General features: G+C 66.5%; 20 protein-coding genes. 11 read left to right on the top strand and 9 right to left on the bottom strand.

The window, feature by feature from the left end; all coding sequences use genetic code 11:
• Nucleotides 1–11 precede the first annotated feature (11 nt).
• The 5 genes from G3N61_RS26650 (at nt 12) to G3N61_RS26630 (ending at nt 3,959) form a co-directional block, all read left to right on the top strand.
• Nucleotides 12–812 (top strand): transporter substrate-binding domain-containing protein, encoded by an 801-nt coding sequence (locus tag G3N61_RS26650; RefSeq protein WP_089452271.1) that lies wholly within the window; start codon nt 12–14, stop codon nt 810–812.
• A 67-nt stretch (nt 813–879) separates the two neighbouring features.
• A complete protein-coding gene (locus G3N61_RS26645; protein ID WP_043179990.1) occupies nt 880–1,539 on the top strand; it encodes an amino acid ABC transporter permease in 660 nt (219 codons plus the stop codon).
• A 41-nt stretch (nt 1,540–1,580) separates the two neighbouring features.
• A complete protein-coding gene (locus tag G3N61_RS26640; protein ID WP_043181353.1) occupies nt 1,581–2,306 on the top strand; it encodes an amino acid ABC transporter ATP-binding protein in 726 nt (241 codons plus the stop codon).
• Nucleotides 2,307–2,356: 50 nt separating this feature from the next.
• Complete coding sequence (gene metC / locus G3N61_RS26635) at nt 2,357–3,538, top strand: cystathionine beta-lyase (protein WP_205823985.1); 1,182 nt, start codon at nt 2,357–2,359, stop codon at nt 3,536–3,538.
• A gap of 76 nt (nt 3,539–3,614) precedes the next feature.
• The gene (locus tag G3N61_RS26630; RefSeq protein WP_043179994.1) at nt 3,615–3,959 is read left to right on the top strand and encodes a DUF3088 domain-containing protein; all 345 of its coding nucleotides are present in this window, start codon (nt 3,615–3,617) and stop codon (nt 3,957–3,959) included.
• Nucleotides 3,960–4,041: 82 nt separating this feature from the next.
• On the opposite strand, the gene G3N61_RS26625 is transcribed toward G3N61_RS26630, so the two are convergent.
• Nucleotides 4,042–4,743 carry a YafY family protein gene (locus G3N61_RS26625; protein ID WP_205823984.1) on the bottom strand — a complete coding sequence of 234 codons (702 nt, stop codon included), beginning with the start codon at nt 4,741–4,743 and terminating at the stop codon, nt 4,042–4,044.
• Between the two features lie 77 nt (nt 4,744–4,820).
• On the opposite strand from G3N61_RS26625, the gene G3N61_RS26620 reads away from it, so the two are divergent.
• Nucleotides 4,821–5,189, top strand: coding sequence for a VOC family protein (locus G3N61_RS26620; protein ID WP_089452268.1), 369 nt, complete (start codon nt 4,821–4,823; stop codon nt 5,187–5,189).
• Nucleotides 5,190–5,247: 58 nt separating this feature from the next.
• Here G3N61_RS26620 and G3N61_RS26615 read toward each other — a convergent pair whose 3' ends face one another.
• Nucleotides 5,248–6,135 (bottom strand): DMT family transporter, encoded by an 888-nt coding sequence (locus tag G3N61_RS26615; protein ID WP_205823983.1) that lies wholly within the window; start codon nt 6,133–6,135, stop codon nt 5,248–5,250.
• Between the two features lie 126 nt (nt 6,136–6,261).
• Between G3N61_RS26615 and G3N61_RS26610 the strand changes: the two genes are divergently transcribed.
• On the top strand, nt 6,262–7,719 hold the full coding sequence (locus G3N61_RS26610) for a PLP-dependent aminotransferase family protein (RefSeq protein WP_205823982.1): 1,458 nt from the start codon (nt 6,262–6,264) through the stop codon (nt 7,717–7,719).
• 82 nt (nt 7,720–7,801) lie between these two features.
• The gene (locus G3N61_RS26605; protein WP_205823981.1) at nt 7,802–8,476 is read left to right on the top strand and encodes a hypothetical protein; all 675 of its coding nucleotides are present in this window, start codon (nt 7,802–7,804) and stop codon (nt 8,474–8,476) included.
• Nucleotides 8,477–8,527: 51 nt separating this feature from the next.
• On the opposite strand, the gene G3N61_RS26600 is transcribed toward G3N61_RS26605, so the two are convergent.
• Both G3N61_RS26600 and G3N61_RS26595 read right to left on the bottom strand, forming a co-directional pair.
• Nucleotides 8,528–9,961 (bottom strand): nicotinate phosphoribosyltransferase, encoded by a 1,434-nt coding sequence (locus G3N61_RS26600; protein ID WP_205823980.1) that lies wholly within the window; start codon nt 9,959–9,961, stop codon nt 8,528–8,530.
• A gap of 74 nt (nt 9,962–10,035) precedes the next feature.
• A complete protein-coding gene (locus G3N61_RS26595; protein WP_089452263.1) occupies nt 10,036–11,076 on the bottom strand; it encodes a bifunctional nicotinamide-nucleotide adenylyltransferase/Nudix hydroxylase in 1,041 nt (346 codons plus the stop codon).
• A gap of 181 nt (nt 11,077–11,257) precedes the next feature.
• Between G3N61_RS26595 and G3N61_RS26590 the strand changes: the two genes are divergently transcribed.
• The 3 genes from G3N61_RS26590 (at nt 11,258) to G3N61_RS26580 (ending at nt 13,729) form a co-directional block, all read left to right on the top strand.
• Nucleotides 11,258–11,710, top strand: a complete 453-nt coding sequence (locus tag G3N61_RS26590) for an SRPBCC family protein (RefSeq protein ID WP_027789550.1) — start codon at nt 11,258–11,260, stop codon at nt 11,708–11,710.
• Nucleotides 11,711–11,922: 212 nt separating this feature from the next.
• Complete coding sequence (locus G3N61_RS26585; protein WP_205823979.1) at nt 11,923–12,810, top strand: DUF4261 domain-containing protein; 888 nt, start codon at nt 11,923–11,925, stop codon at nt 12,808–12,810.
• A gap of 130 nt (nt 12,811–12,940) precedes the next feature.
• Nucleotides 12,941–13,729, top strand: a complete 789-nt coding sequence (locus G3N61_RS26580; RefSeq protein WP_205823978.1) for a lysozyme inhibitor LprI family protein — start codon at nt 12,941–12,943, stop codon at nt 13,727–13,729.
• Nucleotides 13,730–13,897: 168 nt separating this feature from the next.
• Here G3N61_RS26580 and G3N61_RS26575 read toward each other — a convergent pair whose 3' ends face one another.
• The 5 genes from G3N61_RS26575 to G3N61_RS26555 form a co-directional block, all read right to left on the bottom strand.
• Nucleotides 13,898–14,314 (bottom strand): hypothetical protein, encoded by a 417-nt coding sequence (locus G3N61_RS26575; RefSeq protein ID WP_346778588.1) that lies wholly within the window; start codon nt 14,312–14,314, stop codon nt 13,898–13,900.
• The gene (speD, locus tag G3N61_RS26570; protein WP_205823977.1) at nt 14,311–14,694 is read right to left on the bottom strand and encodes an adenosylmethionine decarboxylase; all 384 of its coding nucleotides are present in this window, start codon (nt 14,692–14,694) and stop codon (nt 14,311–14,313) included. Before speD ends, G3N61_RS26575 begins: the two co-directional genes overlap by 4 nt.
• Nucleotides 14,691–14,840 (bottom strand): hypothetical protein, encoded by a 150-nt coding sequence (locus G3N61_RS26565; protein ID WP_155291822.1) that lies wholly within the window; start codon nt 14,838–14,840, stop codon nt 14,691–14,693. The genes speD and G3N61_RS26565 overlap by 4 nt, the downstream gene beginning before the upstream one ends.
• Complete coding sequence (locus tag G3N61_RS26560) at nt 14,837–16,351, bottom strand: DUF4178 domain-containing protein (protein ID WP_205823976.1); 1,515 nt, start codon at nt 16,349–16,351, stop codon at nt 14,837–14,839. Before G3N61_RS26560 ends, G3N61_RS26565 begins: the two co-directional genes overlap by 4 nt.
• Before the next feature lie 9 nt (nt 16,352–16,360).
• A partial coding sequence (locus G3N61_RS26555; RefSeq protein ID WP_205823992.1) for an SHOCT domain-containing protein occupies nt 16,361–16,525 on the bottom strand: 165 nt, incomplete at its 5' end.

Genomic DNA, 16,525 nt, shown 5'->3' with positions numbered 1-16,525 from the left:
CGGAGACAACCATGAAGCACTTCACCCCGACGTTCAAGCAAGGCATCGCGGCCGCCCTCCTCTGCATCGCGACCGCGACATCGCACGCGGCTGACCTGCTCGACACCGTCAAGCAGGCCGGTGTGCTGAAGATCGCGCTGGAAGGCACCTATCCGCCGTTCGACTATCGCAATGCCGATGGCCAGCTCGAAGGCTTCGACGTCGATGTCGCGAAGGCGGTTGCCGCTCGTCTCGGCGTGAAGCCGCAGTTCGTGACGACCGAATGGAGCGGGATTCTCGCCGGCCTGCAGGCCGGCAAGTTCGACGTGATCGTCAACCAGGTCGCGATCACCCCGTCGCGCCAGCAGGCGCTCGACTTCAGCGCGCCGTACGTGTATTCGTCCGCGCAGCTGCTGCAACGGCAAAACGATGCGCGCGCATTCAAGTCGCTCGACGAACTGAAGGGCAAGAAGGTCGGCGTGACGATGGGCAGCAACTATGTCGATCTGGTCAAGACCGTGCCCGCGATCGACCTGCAGGTCTACCCCGGTACGCCGGAAAACCTGCGTGACCTGGCGGCCGGCCGGATCGACGCGGCGGTCAACGATCGCCTGATGCTCAGCTACCTGATCAAGAACTCGCACCTGCCGCTGCGCCCCGGCTCCGTGCTCGCGGGCGGCGAAGACCGGATGGGCATCCCGTTCCGCAAGGGCAATCCGAAATTCGCGAAGGCAATCGACGACGCCGTGGCGTCGCTGCAGCAGGACGGCACGCTGAAGAAGATCTCGATGCAGTGGTTCGGCGCGGACACGACCAAGCCGGTGACGCAATAACGCAGCCCGCCCCGCGCACGAACGCACGAACGCGCGGGGCGTCCGGCACACAATCAGGAGACACGCAATGGAAGCACTCCAACTGGTCGTACATACGCTGCCCGTGATGGTCAAGGGCGCCATGCTCACGCTGAAGTTTGCCGTCGCGTCGATGGCGCTGGGTCTCGTCGTCGGGCTCGTGATCGCGATCATGCGCATCGGCAGCAACCGGCTTGCCGCCGGCCTCGCGCAAGGCTACGTCAGCCTGATGCGCGGCACGCCGCTGCTCGTGCAGATGTTCGTCGTCTACTACGGGCTGCCCGATCTCGGCATCACGCTCGACCCCACGACGGCCGGCATCTTCACGCTGACGCTCAACGCAGGCGCCTATCTGTCCGAGAGCATGCGCGGCGCGATTCTCGGCATCGGCCGCGGGCAATGGGCGGCCGCCCACAGTCTCGGCCTCACGCACGTACAGACATTGCGCTACGTCGTCTGTCCGCAAGCGCTGCGCCTCGCGGTACCGAGTCTCGGCAATACGCTGATCAGCCTGATCAAGGACACGTCGCTGGTCTCCGTGATCACCGTCACCGAATTGCTGCGCTCGACGCAGGAGGTGATCGCCGCGACGTTCCAGCCGCTGCCGCTCTATCTCGCCGCCGCCGCGATCTACTGGGTCCTCAGCACGCTGCTCACGCGGCTGCAGGGTCGCGTCGAGACGCGCCTCGCACTGCCGTCCACGCATTGAACGCGCCCGACCTTCACATGAACTCCATCGACGGACAGAACATGATTACGCTCGACAACGTATCGAAATGGTATGGCAAGCACCAGGTGCTCTCGGCATGCAGCGCGGCCGTCTCGAAGGGCGAAGTGGTCGTCGTGTGCGGGCCGTCCGGCTCCGGAAAATCGACGCTGATCAAGACGATCAACGGCCTCGAACCGTTCCAGAAAGGCAGCATCACCGTCGACGGCACGCGGCTCGGCGATCCCGCCGCGAAGCTTGCGCAATTGCGCGCCCGCGTCGGCATGGTGTTCCAGCATTTCGAGCTGTTCCCGCACCTGTCGATCACCGACAACCTGACGCTTGCGCAGATCAAGGTACTCGGCCGCCGCAAGGACGAGGCCGTCGAGAACGGCATGAAGCTGCTCGACCGTGTCGGCCTGAAGGCGCATGCGCACAAATATCCGGGGCAGTTGTCCGGCGGGCAGCAGCAGCGCGTCGCGATTGCGCGCGCGCTGTCGATGAACCCGGTCGCGATGCTGTTCGACGAGCCGACCTCCGCGCTCGATCCCGAGATGATCAACGAAGTGCTCGACGTGATGGTCGAGCTCGCGCGCGACGGCATGACGATGGTATGCGTCACGCATGAAATGGGCTTTGCGCGGAAGGTCGCGCATCGCGTGATCTTCATGGACCAGGGCGCGGTGGTCGAGGACGCGGCCAGCGACCGGTTCTTCGCGGCGCCGCATTCCGAACGCGCGCGCGACTTCCTCGACAAGATCCTGCATTGACCGCGCAACAGCTGCCCCGCTTCGATTGATCGACACCCAAAGGAGACATCTTGAACCACCTGCATTCGCCCGACACCGTTCTCGCCCATGAAGGCCGCTCGCACAGCCAGCCCGGCTCGCCGGTCAACCCGCCGGTCTATCGCCAGTCGACGCTGCTCTTTCACGGCACCGACGCACTCGACGCCGTACGCGGCACGCCGCTCGCGTACGGGCGTCATGGCAGCCCGACCACGCGCGCGCTCGAGAAAGCGCTCGCGCGGCTCGAAGGCGCACACGCCGCGTTGCTGACACCCAGCGGCCTGAGTGCGATCACGACCGCACTGCTCGCGGTGCTGAATCCGGGCGACCATCTGCTGATGGCCGACTCGGTGTACGACCCGACCCGGTCGTTCTGCGACGAAACGCTGGCGCGCCTCGGTATCACGACGACTTACTACGATCCGACGATCGGCGCGGACATCGCGGCGCTGATGCAGCCGAACACGCGCGCGGTATTCGCCGAATCGCCGGGCTCGCTGACCTTCGAAGTGCAGGATATTCCGGCCATCTGCCGCGTCGCGCACCGGCACGACGCGGTCGTGCTGCTCGACAACACGTGGGGCACGCCGCTGAATTTCCGCTCGTTTTCGCATGGCGTCGACGTGTCGATTCATGCCGCGACCAAATACATCGCCGGGCACTCGGACGTGCTGATGGGGGCGATTCTGACGACCGAGGCGCTCGCGCCGAAGGTCACGCGCTTCTACCGGCAACTCGGCATGACCGTCAGCGGTGACGACGCGTATCTCGCGCTGCGCGGCCTGCGTACGCTGTCGGTCCGGCTCGAGCGGCATCAGCGCAACGCGCAGGTGTTGACCGACTGGCTGTCGCAGCAGCCGGAAGTCGCGCGGATCCTGTATCCGGCGCGCCCCGGCGACGCCGGCCATGCGCTGTGGCAGCGCGATTTCACGGGCGCGTGCGGGCTGTTCGGCGTGGTGCTGCATCCGCAGGCCGACGAAGCCGTGCGCGCCCTGCTCGACGGCATGACGTGCTTTGGCATGGGGTATAGCTGGGGCGGCTTCGAGAGCCTGATCATCCCGTCCAATCCGTCGCGTAACCGCACCGCCACCCAATGGGCGGCGACCGGCCCGCTGCTGCGGATTCATGCGGGGCTCGAGCATCCCGACGACATGATTGCCGACCTCGCCGCCGGCTTCGCGAGAATGCGCGCCGCCGCGCTCGCGGAAGCGTGACATCCGGCGACGTTACGCATGCACTCCCCCATCACGTTTTCTTCGACGTTTTTCCCTCTGTCATAGCGAGACCATCATGAAAGACACACTGTTCATTCTCCGCCCGGGTTTCTTCAAGGACTCCGAAGGTCCGTTCTACTGCGGCGATTCGGTTTCCGTCGAAGGGCTGCTGAGTTTCTATCCGCAGTTGCGCGACGCCGTCGACGTCGAATACATCGACGCCCCGCGTCCGCGCCAGCCGATCGTCACACTGCTAGGTGCGGACAACCAGTCGGCCCCGGTGCTCGTGCTCGGCGACGGACAGGTGCCGGATGACGACACCCTTGCGATTCGTGAGCACAACGGCCGACGCTTCATCGATTCGCCTGCCGATATCCGGCGGTACCTGTCGGCGCAATACGGCGTGGCGCACGTCGCCTAAGCGCACCGGCGCGTGCGGTCGAGCGGCCGCACGGAACGGGGCGCGCGAAGCGCGCCCGTTCTCCGCCCCGCCTCCGGCCGCGCTACTTCACCGCCACGCGCACGTCGGCGCCCGCCGCGCGCCACGCCTTCAGCAACGCCGCGCGCCGCCGCGGATAGCGCACGTCCAGCGGTTCGAGCCCGACGATGCGATCCGTCCGGAAATGCCGGAAATCGTTCCGGCCTTCGCACCACGCCGCCACGATCCGCACGTCATTGAAATAGCCGAGCGCGAACGGCCACACGATCCGTTCGTCGATCGTTTTCCGGCCCTCGCCCGTGTAGCGGATCCTGAGCTTGCTTTCGGTACGGATCGCCGCGCGCACGACACCCATGTCGATGGCCTCCCGATCCACGATCGTGCGCGGACCGACGAGCAGCGTCGTGCATTCCATCTCGCGACGCAACTCGGCGGGCAGCACGGCAGAGATTTTGGCGAGTGCATCGGCGGCAGCCGTCGTGAGCTGCGCATCCGCAAACTTCCCGACCCAGCGAAAACCGAGCATCAGCGCTTCCAGTTCCGTTTGAGAAAACATCAGCGGCGGCAGCATGAACCCGGCGCGCAGCACATAGCCGACACCCGGCTCGCCGTCGATGTCGGCCCCTTGCGCTTGCAGCGACGCGATATCGCGATAGACCGTCCGGAGGCTGACGCCGAGTTCCCCGGCCAGCACGCGACCGCTCACCGGGCGGCGGTGGCGCCGCAGCACCTGCAGCAGCGAGAGCAATCGTTCGGCACGTGTCATCGTTCCATGCTGCCACTTTCTGACAGCATCCATTCATAGAATGGAACGCATCTTAATCGATCCCAGGACGGCTCCGCATGACTTCCCCGAATCTCGTTCTTCTGTATGTCGAGGACCCGGCGCAAAGCGCGCAATTCTACGAGCGCCTGTTCGGGCGACCGCCGGTCGCCGTGTTTCCCACCTATGCGGCCTTCACGTTCGACAACGGGCTGCATCTGGGCCTGTGGTCGACCAGCGCACGCGATTTCGTATCGGGCGGCGCCGGCCACCGCTCGGAGCTGGCCTTCATGGTCGACGACGATCGCGAAGTCCGGCGCCTGTACGACGCGTGGAAGGCACTCGGCGTGCCGTTCGAACAGGCGCCGATGACGGCGGTATTCGGCCTGACGTTCGTCGCGCTCGATCCGGACGGCCACCGCTTGCGCGTGTGCACGCCGGACGACTGAGCGCGAGCGGGCGCGACCTTCGGCCGGTCGCGCCCGCGCATTGGCTCAGGCTCGCGCGTCAGCTCGTACGCCGCATGGGCGCTATTTTCGAGAAGTATTTCGCGCCCGCCACGCAGCCGACCACGACGACCGTCACCACGACCATCGATGGCGGCACCGTCTCGTGCAGCAGCCCGGCCGCGAGCAGCAAGCCGAAGAACGGCTGCAGCAGCTGCAACTGGCCGACGCCCGCGATTCCGCCGAGCGCGAGCCCGCGATACCAGAACACGAAGCCGATCAGCATGCTGAACAGCGACACGTACGCGAGCCCCCACAGCGCAGCGGCATCGACGCCGTCGAACGACACGGGCCAGGTGAGCCACGTGAGCGGCAGCATCAGCGGCAGCGACAGCACGAGCGCCCACGAGATCACCTGCCAGCCGCCGAGTTCGCGCGACAGGCGTGCGCCTTCCGCATAGCCCAGCCCGCACGCGACGATCGAGGCAAGCATCAGCGCGTCGCCGACCACCGACGCCCGGCCGCCGTTGCGCAACGCAAACGCGGCCACCGCGCCGCTGCCGATGATCGAGAAGATCCAGAACGGCAGCCGCGGCCGTTCGCCGCCGCGCCATACGCCGAACAGCGCGGTCGCGAGCGGCAGCAACCCGACGAACACGATCGCGTGCGCGGACGTCACGTGCTTCAGCGCAAGCGCCGTCAACAACGGAAAGCCGATCACGACCCCGAGCGCGACGATGGCCAGCGACACGGCCTCGGCACGCGTCGGCCGCCGCTGCTTCAGCACGACGAGCAGCAGCAGGCCGAGCGCGCCGGCGATCGTCGCGCGTGCGAACGTGAGGAACAGCGGGTCGAGCCCCTGCACCGCGATACGCGTCGCGGGCAGCGAGCCACTGAAGATGATCACGCCCAGCAAGCCGCTGAGCCATCCGTCGGTCGTCTTTTGCACGGGAAATCCTGAATGGGATAAGTGGATGACCGATGATCCGCCGCTCGCGAAAAGCGCGTAAGCTACAGCCCAATACAATTCGGACAAACTGTACTGGACAACCGGCCGTACAGTTCATTCTTCGCCATGAGCCAGGCCACCCCGCTTCCCGTTCCGCCCACCCCGTCGCGCACACGCGTGGAAACCGTGATGGATACGTTGCGCGCACGAATCGCGAGCCGCGCACTGGTGCCCGGCGCGCGCGTGCCGTCGATCCGGATGATGGCGGACGCGCTCGGCGTGTCGAAATCGACCGTCGTCGATGCATACGAACGGCTCGCGAGCGAAGGCGTGCTCGTCGCGCGCCGCGGCTCGGGTTTCTATGTGTCGGGGCACGCGCCACCGCTCGCGCTCGCCGATCTCGGCCCGCAGCTCGATCGCGGGCTCGATCCGCTGTGGCTGTCGCGCCAGTCGCTCGAGGCGGCGCCGACGTCCGTGAAGCCCGGTTGCGGTTGGTTGCCGCCGTCGTGGCTGCCGGACGAGAGCCTGCGCCGCGCGCTGCGCGCCGCGTCGCGCGACGAATCCGACGCGCTGACCGACTACGCAACGCCGCTCGGCCTGCCCGCGATGCGCCAGCAGCTCGCCTGGCGGCTCGCGCAACACGGCGTCCAGGCCGAACCCACGCAGATCATGCTGACCGACAGCGGCTCGCACGCACTCGATCTCGTCTGCCGCCTGCTGCTGGAGCCGGGCGACACGGTCGTGCTCGACGATCCGTGCTACTTCAACTTCCAGGCGCTGCTGCGTGCGCACCGTGCGCGGATCGTCAGCGTCCCGTACACGCCGAACGGCCCCGATCTCGCGCGCTTCGAGCAGGTACTCGCCGAGCACCAACCGCGCCTGTACATCACCAACTCGGCACTGCACAACCCGACCGGCGCGACGCTCGCGGCGCCCGTCGCGCACCGGCTGCTGACGCTCGCGGCCGAACACGGCCTGCTGATCGTCGAGGACGACATCTTCGCGGATTTCGAGAGCACGCCCGCGCCGCGCCTGGCGGCGTTCGACGGGTTGTCGCGCGTCGTGTCGATCGGCAGCTTCTCGAAGACGCTGTCGGCCGCGATCCGCTGCGGCTATGTCGCCGCGCGCCCGGAATGGATCGAGGCGCTCGTCGACCTGAAGCTCGCGACGTCGTTCGGCCATGCGCAGATCGGCGCGAACGTCGTTCACCGGCTGCTCGTCGACGGCACGTACCGGCGCCACGTCGACAGCCTGCGTACGCGCCTCGCGGATGCGATGGGCGAAACGCTCCGACGCGTCACGCGCGCCGGGCTGCGGATCTGGACGGAGCCGCGCGGCGGCCTGTTCGTGTGGGCGGCGTTGCCCGACGGTCTCGACGCCGCGCGCGTCGCGCGCCATGCGCTCGATCACGATGTGGTGCTCGCGCCCGGCAATGTGTTCAGCGCGTCGCACAGCGCGACGTCGTACCTGCGCTTCAATGTGTCGCGCTGCAAGGGACCGGCGGTGTTCGATGCGCTGGCGCGGGCGATGGACGCGGCGCAGGCGGCACACGTCCCGGAATCGCATCCGACGAGTTGCCAATGATCCTGTTCGGCAATGCCGACAAGGCTTGCCGAACTCGATCGCGGATCACACAATGCCGAAATCCCCGTTCCGAACAAAAATCATGAGATCCATTTCCGGGAAAGCACTCTGGCTCGTCGTGGCGTTGCTACCCACCGCGCATGCGAACGCCGATGCGGTCTACGAGTACGCGAACCACAACGAGTACGTCGAGGCAACCAGGGCATCGTCCTATCTCGGTCACGACGGCAAAACCTTGCTGGTCGCCACTTACGCGTACACGTATACATTCAAAAGCACGCGCGACATCACCGAAGACCTGAATGCCATCCACAATCCGGACGCAGTCTGGCGGCCCTATCTGTCGGACATCTACGCCGACGCGAATCAGGCTTCGTTTACGGCGAACCTCGTCATTTGCTTCGGACATGACAATGGCAGGCCGTCGCCCGCCGAGCGCCTGACGTTGCTGAACGCAGGATTCAAGCCTGACGGTGAATACATCCTCTGCAAGAACTCACCGATGGACGGCACGAGAGCACCGTTCCTGAGCGACGCCGCGCTTGGCGCGCTGGCGAAACAGAACGACATGGAGTCGATCTCGATCGGCGGACCGGCCACTGACAGCCTGACCGTTCATGTACCGGATACGACCATGGGAAAGGCGGCCAAGGTCGTCAAGGCGCCGTTCAAGAAAGCGGGCGAATTCATCAGGCATGCGATCTCACCGTTTGGGCTGATGATGTGCAAAGGCAGTTGCGGCCTGCCGGGCGGCTGACCGGCAGGCGCGGGGCGGCACACACACCGCGTGCCCCCCCGCCCGTCTACCTCACACCTCTCCCGCGTGCGCCCTCGCCCGCACTTCCGCAAACGACGTATCGACGAGCAACCGCCCCGTATCGAACACCGTTTCCAGCGCTTCCTCCCACTCGCCTTCCAGCATCCGGTCGTCCCACGCCGCAGGCAGCGTCGTCGTCCGATACTCACCGGTGCGGAAACTGCGCAGCAGCGTGAGCCGCCCCTTCTTCGAGCGCTTGCCCTGATCGGTGACCGGATCCTTGCGGACGTCGTGCCACACGCCGCCGCGCCGGATCGCCGAGCACTTCATCGCGAAGCGCTGCGTATCGCGGTTCACCTGCTGCAGCAGCCCGCCGCCCATGCCGAACACGACGTTGCCGGCCGCATAGCCAGCGTCGTCGAGCGCCGAAAGAATCGCTTCGATCGACAGCTCGTCGACGCCGTCGCCCTGGATCACGCGCACGCGATTCAGCACGCGCCGCCCCTTGCCGTTCACGGTCGAGCCGAACGATGCGTCGAGCGCACGCACGGTCTGCAGCACGATCGTCACGGGGTCGCCCGAATCGGGGCGCACGACCAGCGTCGCACCTGAATCGAGCACGGCCTGGCGAAGCTCGCCGCCCCACAGATCGAGTGCGGCAAACAGATCATAGGAGTCCGATACGACCGACACGATCGCACCGGGCAGCCCGAAGCGGCGAATCATGTTCCGGTACGCATCGGCTTCGTGCTCACGCCCCCACGACGTGATCGTGCTGTGCTCGGCCGCGGGTACCGAATATGCTGCCATCGGCTCACGATAGAAGCGGTTCGCGGCCAGTACGCCGAGCACCGTGTCCGAACCCATGAAGTTCACGAGGTGCGCGGCACCGCCGATCGCGGCCGACTCCGCGCTCGATACGCCGCGCGCGCCGAAGTCGTGCAGCTTGAACGGCAGTTGCGCGAGATCGTCGTCGGTCTTTTCGAGGAAGTGGCGGATCGTCTGCCGCAGGTGCCAGCTACGCGTCGCGACCGTCACCGGATACCACACGCGCAGCAGCATCGTCTCGAGATACGACGCGAGCCAGAACACCTGCGGGTCGTCGCATTCGACCGTCATCAGCACGTTGTGTACCGGCACGACCGAGCCCTCGGGCACCGCGCGGATCTTCACCGGCAGGTAGCCGTCGTAACGTTCGACGATGGTGCGCCACCCCGCTTCGTTGAACGGCTCGCCGTGCACCGTGAAGAAATCGCGCGCTTCGTCGATCATCGCGTGCGTGACGGGCTTGCACAGATATTCCTTCAGCAGCATCTGCAGGCCGAAGAACACCGTCCGGTCATAGCGGCCGCCGCGCGATTCGACGTACGAGAACATCGCCGATGCGTCGGGCGGATATTGCAGGAAGTGGGAAGCCTTGTACGAATCCGTGTTGAGAATCGGATTGGCGAGAACCGCGGCAAAGCCGCCGAGATCGTTTTGCATGGCTAGAGCTCCTCTAGGCCGTTGAAGTGCCGCCGCGTCTGTCGCGGCGGACCGTCGTGCGGGGAATCAGCGAATCACAGCTTCCCCAGGAAGTGATAGGCGATGTCGAAGTGATCCTCGAACATCACGTTGCGCATCTGCGCGAATTCGTTGAGCGGCACCCAGCGCGCCTTGTCGGCGTCGTCGCTGCCCTTCACGCGCGGCAGCTCGCCGGTCGGAAAGTTGAACAGGCACGCGTGCGTGATCGTGCGGCCGCGCAGCGAACGCGTCGGGTGATCGAACACCTGGCGATCCTTGATCGAACCGCGCAGCACGGGCTCCGGCAGCTTCAGGCCGGTTTCTTCGCGCAGCTCGCGGATACAGGCTGCGTCGAGTCGCTCGTCCTGGTTCACGAACCCGCCCGGCAACGCCCACAGGCCGCGGCCCGGTTCGCTGCGGCGGCGCACCAGCAGGATATGGCCCGAGTGCACGACCACCGCGTCGACCGTCACGAACGTGACGGGATACGGGGCGGCCGCCCACGCCTTGCGATACGCGGCGATGAATTCGGCTTCCGACTTCAGCTGCGCGAATTCCGGCTGCGTGCGGAAACGCTCGAGCCAGCCGAACACGGGTTCCGGCACGGCCCACTGCACGAAGCTGTTGGGGCGTTCGGCGAAATACTGGTCGCGGATCTCGGTGGCGGAAATGTCTTCCGTCGCGTCGACATCGACGAGCTCCCATTGCGGGAACATCCGCAGGTAATACGACGTGGCGTCCTTCTCGTGGCCGATCAGCCCGACCTTGCGCTGCGCGATGTCGCCGAGCGCGGACGCGACGGCGTCCTGTACCCAGCGCACCCAGTCGCCGTCGTTGTAGGTCGAATCCTGCAACGGCGCAATCGTGACGCGGTCGCGCTCGGACGCGTCGAACAGCGAAGCCAGCATCTGGCGGCGCTCGTCGAACGAAAACGGATCCTTGACGGTGCGGGGCTTGTCGGTCGACCCGATCAGCACGCACACGCGCTCGGCCCGACTCAGTGCCGACTTCAGCACATTCAGGTGACCACGATGCGGAGGCTGGAAACGACCGATGAAAACGAGCGCGTCGAAGCGCCGGTTCTGTTGCGTACTCATGAGGCTCCCTCAAGAGATTGAAACGCTTCGGGTCTTTCCCGAAGGGTTGGAATGAATCCTAGGGGAAATCCCGGAGGGCGTCAATCGAGCCCATCCTCGACTTGACGAAGTCTGAAGAAATGCGCGGCATGGGCGGGTTACACTCGATTTCATCCCAATCCGCACCCGTGCGCCCGCCATCATGAGGATCTCAGTCAGCCGGACCGTCGGCGTCGATCGCAGACGCCTCTTCACGTGGTCGCAGGATTACGCGCGGCGGCTCGTGTGGGACAGCTTCCTCACCGACGCCTATCTGCTCGACGGCATGACGGCCGACGTCGGCGTCGACGCGTTCTGCCGCAGCCAGTCGGGCGCGACGATGGTGTCGCGCTACATCTCGTACCGTCCGCCGCAGGTCGCCGCCGTCGAAATGGTCGACGGGCCGAAAGTGCTCGAACGCTTCAGCGGCAGCTGGAACTTCACCGAGCACACACCCGGCACGACCGAGGTGAAATTCACGTACCACTTCCGCGCGCAGCCGGCCTGGCTACGCTGGCTGCTCGAACCGCTGATCGGCGCGTTCTATCTCGTGCAGACACGCCGGCGGCTCGATTCGTTCAAGCGCTGGGCCGAAGCCGAAGCACTGCCGCACTGACCGGCGGCCCCGGGCCGCACAGCCCGGCGTGTCCGCGCCATCGCCTCCCGAACGTGTTCGAACGCGCCACCGCCGCGCCGTCGGGCATGCCCCACGCATTTGCCAGATTCGCCGAACCCGGGGAAACTACGGGCGGCCGCCATTCCGACGGCGCACCCCGACCGAGAGAACGGGGCCCCTCCCTGAAACGGCTTCGACACGACCATAATCCAATGAGCCTGATATCCCGATTCTTTGGCCGCAAGGAAGAACCCGAAAACCCCGTCGCGCTGGTCGCGGCAACCGACATCGAGAATCCGCCGAACGTGACGGTCGTCTTCGACGGCCCGCTGCAGGTCGATATCGCCGCGCTGACCGCCGCGCTGCGCGCGTACCACCCGAGCATGAAGCAGGCGCGCGTCGAGACCGAGCCGACGCTCGAGCACGTATTCGGGCTCGCCGGCTGGGGCAACCACGTCGTCCAGCTCGTCGGCTTCGACGCGCCCTATCCGTCCGAAGCACTGGAAGCGTGCGTCGCGCCGGCCCACTACGGGCAGGACCTGAAGCAGCAGGTGCGCGCGAGCCGCAGCCATGTGATCCTCTACTACGCCGGGCACGAAGCGAATCCGCTCGAACAGTATGTCGCGCTGGCAGCCGTCGCCGGCGCGCTGGCCGAACAGAACGGCCTCGCGGTGCTGAACGAGCACGCGCACACGTCGCTGCCGGCCGGCGTCTTCAATGCGAAGGAACTCGGCGACGAAAGCCTCGAAGTGCTGCGGGATATCCCGCTGAACCTGTTCTTCTGCGGCTTCGTGAAATACGACGTCGAAGGCGTCGACGGCGTGTGGATGCGCACCTATGGCGCCGACGTGTTCGGCCTGCCCGATTTCGCCGCGCTCGCGGCAGGTCATCACGAAGGCGAACGTTATTCGGGCATCTTCAACAACGTGATGCACTACCTGCTGGAAAGCGGCGCGCAGATGCATGCGGGCGAAACGATGCAGATCGGCGCGGAAACGTACATGAAGCTGCGCGAACCGCTCGAGCACGAGTACTACCTGCAGGGGCCGGCACCGGTGCTGGTGGCCGAGCTGATCTCGGCGGACCAGATCAATCGCTGAGCGCGCCCTGTCACACCGCTTCGCACCATGGTGCGCGGCGCCAGGTTCGATGCTTCGCGAACCGCGTGCGCCGCGGCATCACCTGACGGCGGCGTGACCGCTCCCGTTCGAACCCGCTGAGGAACCGCCCGTGTTCGGTATTCGCCTGGGTCTCACGTTGGCCGCCATCGGCCTCTCGTTGTCGGCCCATGCCGACAGCATCGACTGCGCGCATTCGAAGACGCGCACCGATCGCCTGATCTGCGCCGACGAGGCGCTCTTGTCGGCCGACAGCGCATTGTCGAGCGCGTACGACGACGCCGTCGGCATCGCCGCCGACCAGCAGGCCGTGATCCGGTCGCAACGCGCGTGGCTCGCGCAGCGCGACGCCTGCACCGACGCCGCCTGCATCGCCACGGCCTACCGCGACCGTACCGAGGCGCTGAAGCAGGTGAAACACGCGGGCTGGAAAACCTATCGCGACCCGGCGCTCGGCGTCTCGTTCGAATACCTCGCGAACCGGCAGGTGAAGAAGCCCTGCCCCGAAATCGGCGGCAACCGCTGCATCGCGATCGTCGGCCGCAACATGACGTACAGCAGCTACCTCATCGCGTTCCATATCGTCGACGGCGCGCTGGAGCCGGTCGCGGAGAAAGAAGCGGGATTCGAGAAGCAGGACGACGGCAAGTGGGTGACGTCATACGGCTCCGGCATCGCACAGGAGGTCGAGCGTTTCTCCGGTGCCGGCTGGCGCGGCATGCAAGCGACGATCATGTGCCGCATCAACGATCCGAAAACCGGCTTCTACTCGGCGGCCGGCGAGTGCTATTGGGCCGTGCTGAGCAACGGCAAGCGTGCGGTCGTCGCGACGACGCAGGGCTACGTCGGCACCGACGACGCGACGTTGCACAGCGTGTCGTCGTTCCGGTTCGACCGTTAGCGGGAACGTCGCGCCGGTCGATCGCCCGGCGCCTGAATCGGCGTGCGATGCGTCATCGCAACGAAGCCTCGGCAGCCTGTCGCCAACATCCGCAAGGGTAAAAGCGCACTGTCCGGCCCGATCCGCAACGCTCCCTCCATCAGCCGCGCCATTCGAACCGCATCCGCGCTAACGTGCGCCGTCCCCGCGCAACGGGAACGTTTCCGCCCCCGTATCGCGGCGCAACGTGACCTCCGTACCGGTCAGCCATCCTGACGATTTCAGGATCGGTCGCGCCACCGCATACAGCCGGTCGGGGCTGGCCCCATACAGGTACAGATAACCGTCGTTGCCGTCGCGATGCAGTTCGGTCTCGCCCAGTTCGCCGGCGCCCGCCCGCCTCACTGCGCGATCCAGCCGTTGCTCCAGCGCGTGAAGGCGCGCCTTGTCCTTCTCGTAGTAATCGAAGTGAACCATCACGACCGGCCCGGGCGGCTTCGGCGGCATATCGGCGCCAGCGTTGCCGGCAAGCAGCACCCAGCCGAGCCACGCGGCAAACCGGATTCTGTTACGCATATCGATAAAGGGAGTGAATCGCCCGCTCACGTCGGCGCGCCGCCGCGCGCAACCTGCTGCCGGACTTGTGCCTGCGCACCGAGCGCAGCGGCGATCGCATCGACCGCATCGGCTGCACGCGCCGCACCGCACATGAATGCGTCGACGGCCGCGAAGCGATGCTCGGGCCACGTGTGGATCGTGATGTGCGACTCGGCGAGCAGCACGACACCCGTCACGCCATGCTCGCCGCCGAAATGATGGAAATGCGCGCCGATCACGCGCGCCCCCGCCTGCTGCGCCGCTTCGGTGAGCAGCGCCTCGAGCCGCGTGGCGTCGCGCAGCAACGCGGCATCGATGCCGGCCAGGTCGGCCAGCACGTGCGAGCCGAACGTCGCGCGCGGTGATGCGATCCCGTCGCGCGCGGTCATTTGTGCGATCCGTACGACGAGTAGCCGCTGCGAGCCGACGAACTGCCCCAGCCGCTGCCGCCCGACCCGCTGCCGCCGATCGACGCGCAGCTGAACAGCGTGACGACGATCAGGCCATAGATGCCGTAGAGGATGTACCGGATCACGCGTTGCCTCCGTCCGATGCAAAACTCTTCCACAGCCATTCAGGCAGCCACAGCACCAGCAGGCCGACCAGCACGTAGACGGAGCGGCCGCTGAACGAAAACAGCGAACCCATGTTCAGGATCAAGAGCAGCGCGCTGAACACGAGCGGCAGCGGCGCGAAACTGTGCGGGCCTTTCCGGCCGAACAGGCCCGTCGACTCGGTAGCGGCGGTTGCCGTCGCCGCGGCCGTCGCGAGCGCCGGCGTGCCGAAGCGTTCGGCGAGTGTGCTGCCCGACAGCGGCCGCGCGCGCGACCAGACGATCTCCGCGTCGCTGCGCTCGCGCGTCAGCTTGTCCTTCTGCCAGCCGTAGTCGATGATCGACGTGCGATCGCCGACCTGCACGCGCCAGTTGAACGCACCGACCACGTAGACGACCTCCGAGTCGTATTCCTCGCGCAGGCGGTAGGTCTTGTCGCCGTCGATCACGTCGGCATTGCTGCCGATCGTCGGCCATTGATCGAGCACCTGCACACGCTCCCAGCGTCCTTCGCTCTGCACGAGCCACAGGAAGCCGCGCTTCGGGTTCAACAGCAGGTATTCGTCCCACGTCTCTTCGTCGTCCGGCACGCGGCAACGCATCATCCCGATCACCGTGTACTTCACGCCGTCGAACGTGCCGATCGCGCCGAGCTCCAGCGCCCCCTTCACCGCTTCGAGCTTGCGCTGCGCCGCGAACACCGTCTGCTGCTCGGCCGTGCACTGCACGCCCGCGTGGCAACTGCCGCACACCACGTAGTCGGCGACGTTCGGCGCATACGACAGCGGCGCGCCGCAGCTCGGGCACGCGAACGGCACCATCTCCGCACCGCGCTTCTCGCGCGTATCGCGTTCGGTATCGCGCAGCCCGGTGAACGCGAGCGCATCGAATTCGAGTGCTTCGCCCGTATAGACGGCCGGGCTCCCGCCGTTCGAATCGGCGTCGGAATAGTCGTAGGTCGCGAAGGCGTTGCCGGTGCGCAGGTCGACGACGCGCGCCTCCCAGCCGGCATCGACGCGGAACGGCAGCTCGCCGTCGCCGCCCGTGCAGCGCGCGGTGCGCACGTCGGACACGAGAAACGCGCGGCCGCCGTTGTCGATCCGCATGCCCGGCTCCAGCGTGCCGAACGCCGGCCACGCGCCGCCGGACGCATCGTCGGGCTCGCGCACCGTGACCGCATACTGACCCGACGCATCCGACAGCCAGCCGAACGCGCCGTCGTCGAACACGACATACCACTCGCTCCATGCGCCGGCGTCGTAGGTCATCTGGATGCGCCCGAGCACCGTGAACGTGCGCTTGCCGTAGCGCCCGGCCGTGCCGATCTGGATCGGCGACGCATCGTCGAGCACGGTGGCCAGTTCGCCGATACGTTCGACGTCGGTGCCGCGCTTGAGCAGCGTGCTGCGGCAGAACGCGCAGACGGCCATCACCGCCGCCGCCGAGCGAAACTCGACCGGCGCGCCGCACTGGGGGCACGAGGTACTGAACATGCGCGACGCTTACCGGGTGAGCTTCGCGAGGATCTCGGCCTTCGCGCGCGAATATTCGTCTTCGGTCACGAGGCCCTTGTCGAACAGCGCCTTCAATTGCTCGAGGCGCTGCACGTAATCGGTCCCTTCCGCCGGCGCGGCAGGCTGCGCGGCGGCGGCCGGTGCCGCGGCGGA

Origin of the sequence: Burkholderia sp. Ac-20349 (assembly GCF_017104865.1) — a bacterium.
In the GTDB taxonomy this organism is placed as follows: domain Bacteria; phylum Pseudomonadota; class Gammaproteobacteria; order Burkholderiales; family Burkholderiaceae; genus Burkholderia; species Burkholderia aenigmatica.
Note: the sequence above shows the minus strand (reverse complement) of the source record. Positions and strands in the feature narration are given on the sequence as shown.

Excerpts from the sequence above, each read along its gene's own strand:
- G3N61_RS26590 (WP_027789550.1), top strand. The coding sequence starts at position 11,258 with ATGAGGATCTCAGTCAGCCGGACCGTCGGCGTCGATCGCAGACGCCTC.
- G3N61_RS26620 (WP_089452268.1), top strand. The coding sequence starts at position 4,821 with ATGACTTCCCCGAATCTCGTTCTTCTGTATGTCGAGGACCCGGCGCAA.
- G3N61_RS26650 (WP_089452271.1), top strand. The coding sequence starts at position 12 with ATGAAGCACTTCACCCCGACGTTCAAGCAAGGCATCGCGGCCGCCCTC.
- G3N61_RS26605 (WP_205823981.1), top strand. The coding sequence starts at position 7,802 with ATGAGATCCATTTCCGGGAAAGCACTCTGGCTCGTCGTGGCGTTGCTA.
- G3N61_RS26640 (WP_043181353.1), top strand. The coding sequence starts at position 1,581 with ATGATTACGCTCGACAACGTATCGAAATGGTATGGCAAGCACCAGGTG.
- G3N61_RS26600 (WP_205823980.1), bottom strand. The coding sequence starts at position 9,961 with ATGCAAAACGATCTCGGCGGCTTTGCCGCGGTTCTCGCCAATCCGATT.
- G3N61_RS26560 (WP_205823976.1), bottom strand. The coding sequence starts at position 16,351 with ATGTTCAGTACCTCGTGCCCCCAGTGCGGCGCGCCGGTCGAGTTTCGC.
- G3N61_RS26630 (WP_043179994.1), top strand. The coding sequence starts at position 3,615 with ATGAAAGACACACTGTTCATTCTCCGCCCGGGTTTCTTCAAGGACTCC.
- speD (WP_205823977.1), bottom strand. The coding sequence starts at position 14,694 with ATGACCGCGCGCGACGGGATCGCATCACCGCGCGCGACGTTCGGCTCG.
- G3N61_RS26595 (WP_089452263.1), bottom strand. The coding sequence starts at position 11,076 with ATGAGTACGCAACAGAACCGGCGCTTCGACGCGCTCGTTTTCATCGGT.
- G3N61_RS26610 (WP_205823982.1), top strand. The coding sequence starts at position 6,262 with ATGAGCCAGGCCACCCCGCTTCCCGTTCCGCCCACCCCGTCGCGCACA.
- G3N61_RS26645 (WP_043179990.1), top strand. The coding sequence starts at position 880 with ATGGAAGCACTCCAACTGGTCGTACATACGCTGCCCGTGATGGTCAAG.
- G3N61_RS26625 (WP_205823984.1), bottom strand. The coding sequence starts at position 4,743 with ATGACACGTGCCGAACGATTGCTCTCGCTGCTGCAGGTGCTGCGGCGC.
- G3N61_RS26585 (WP_205823979.1), top strand. The coding sequence starts at position 11,923 with ATGAGCCTGATATCCCGATTCTTTGGCCGCAAGGAAGAACCCGAAAAC.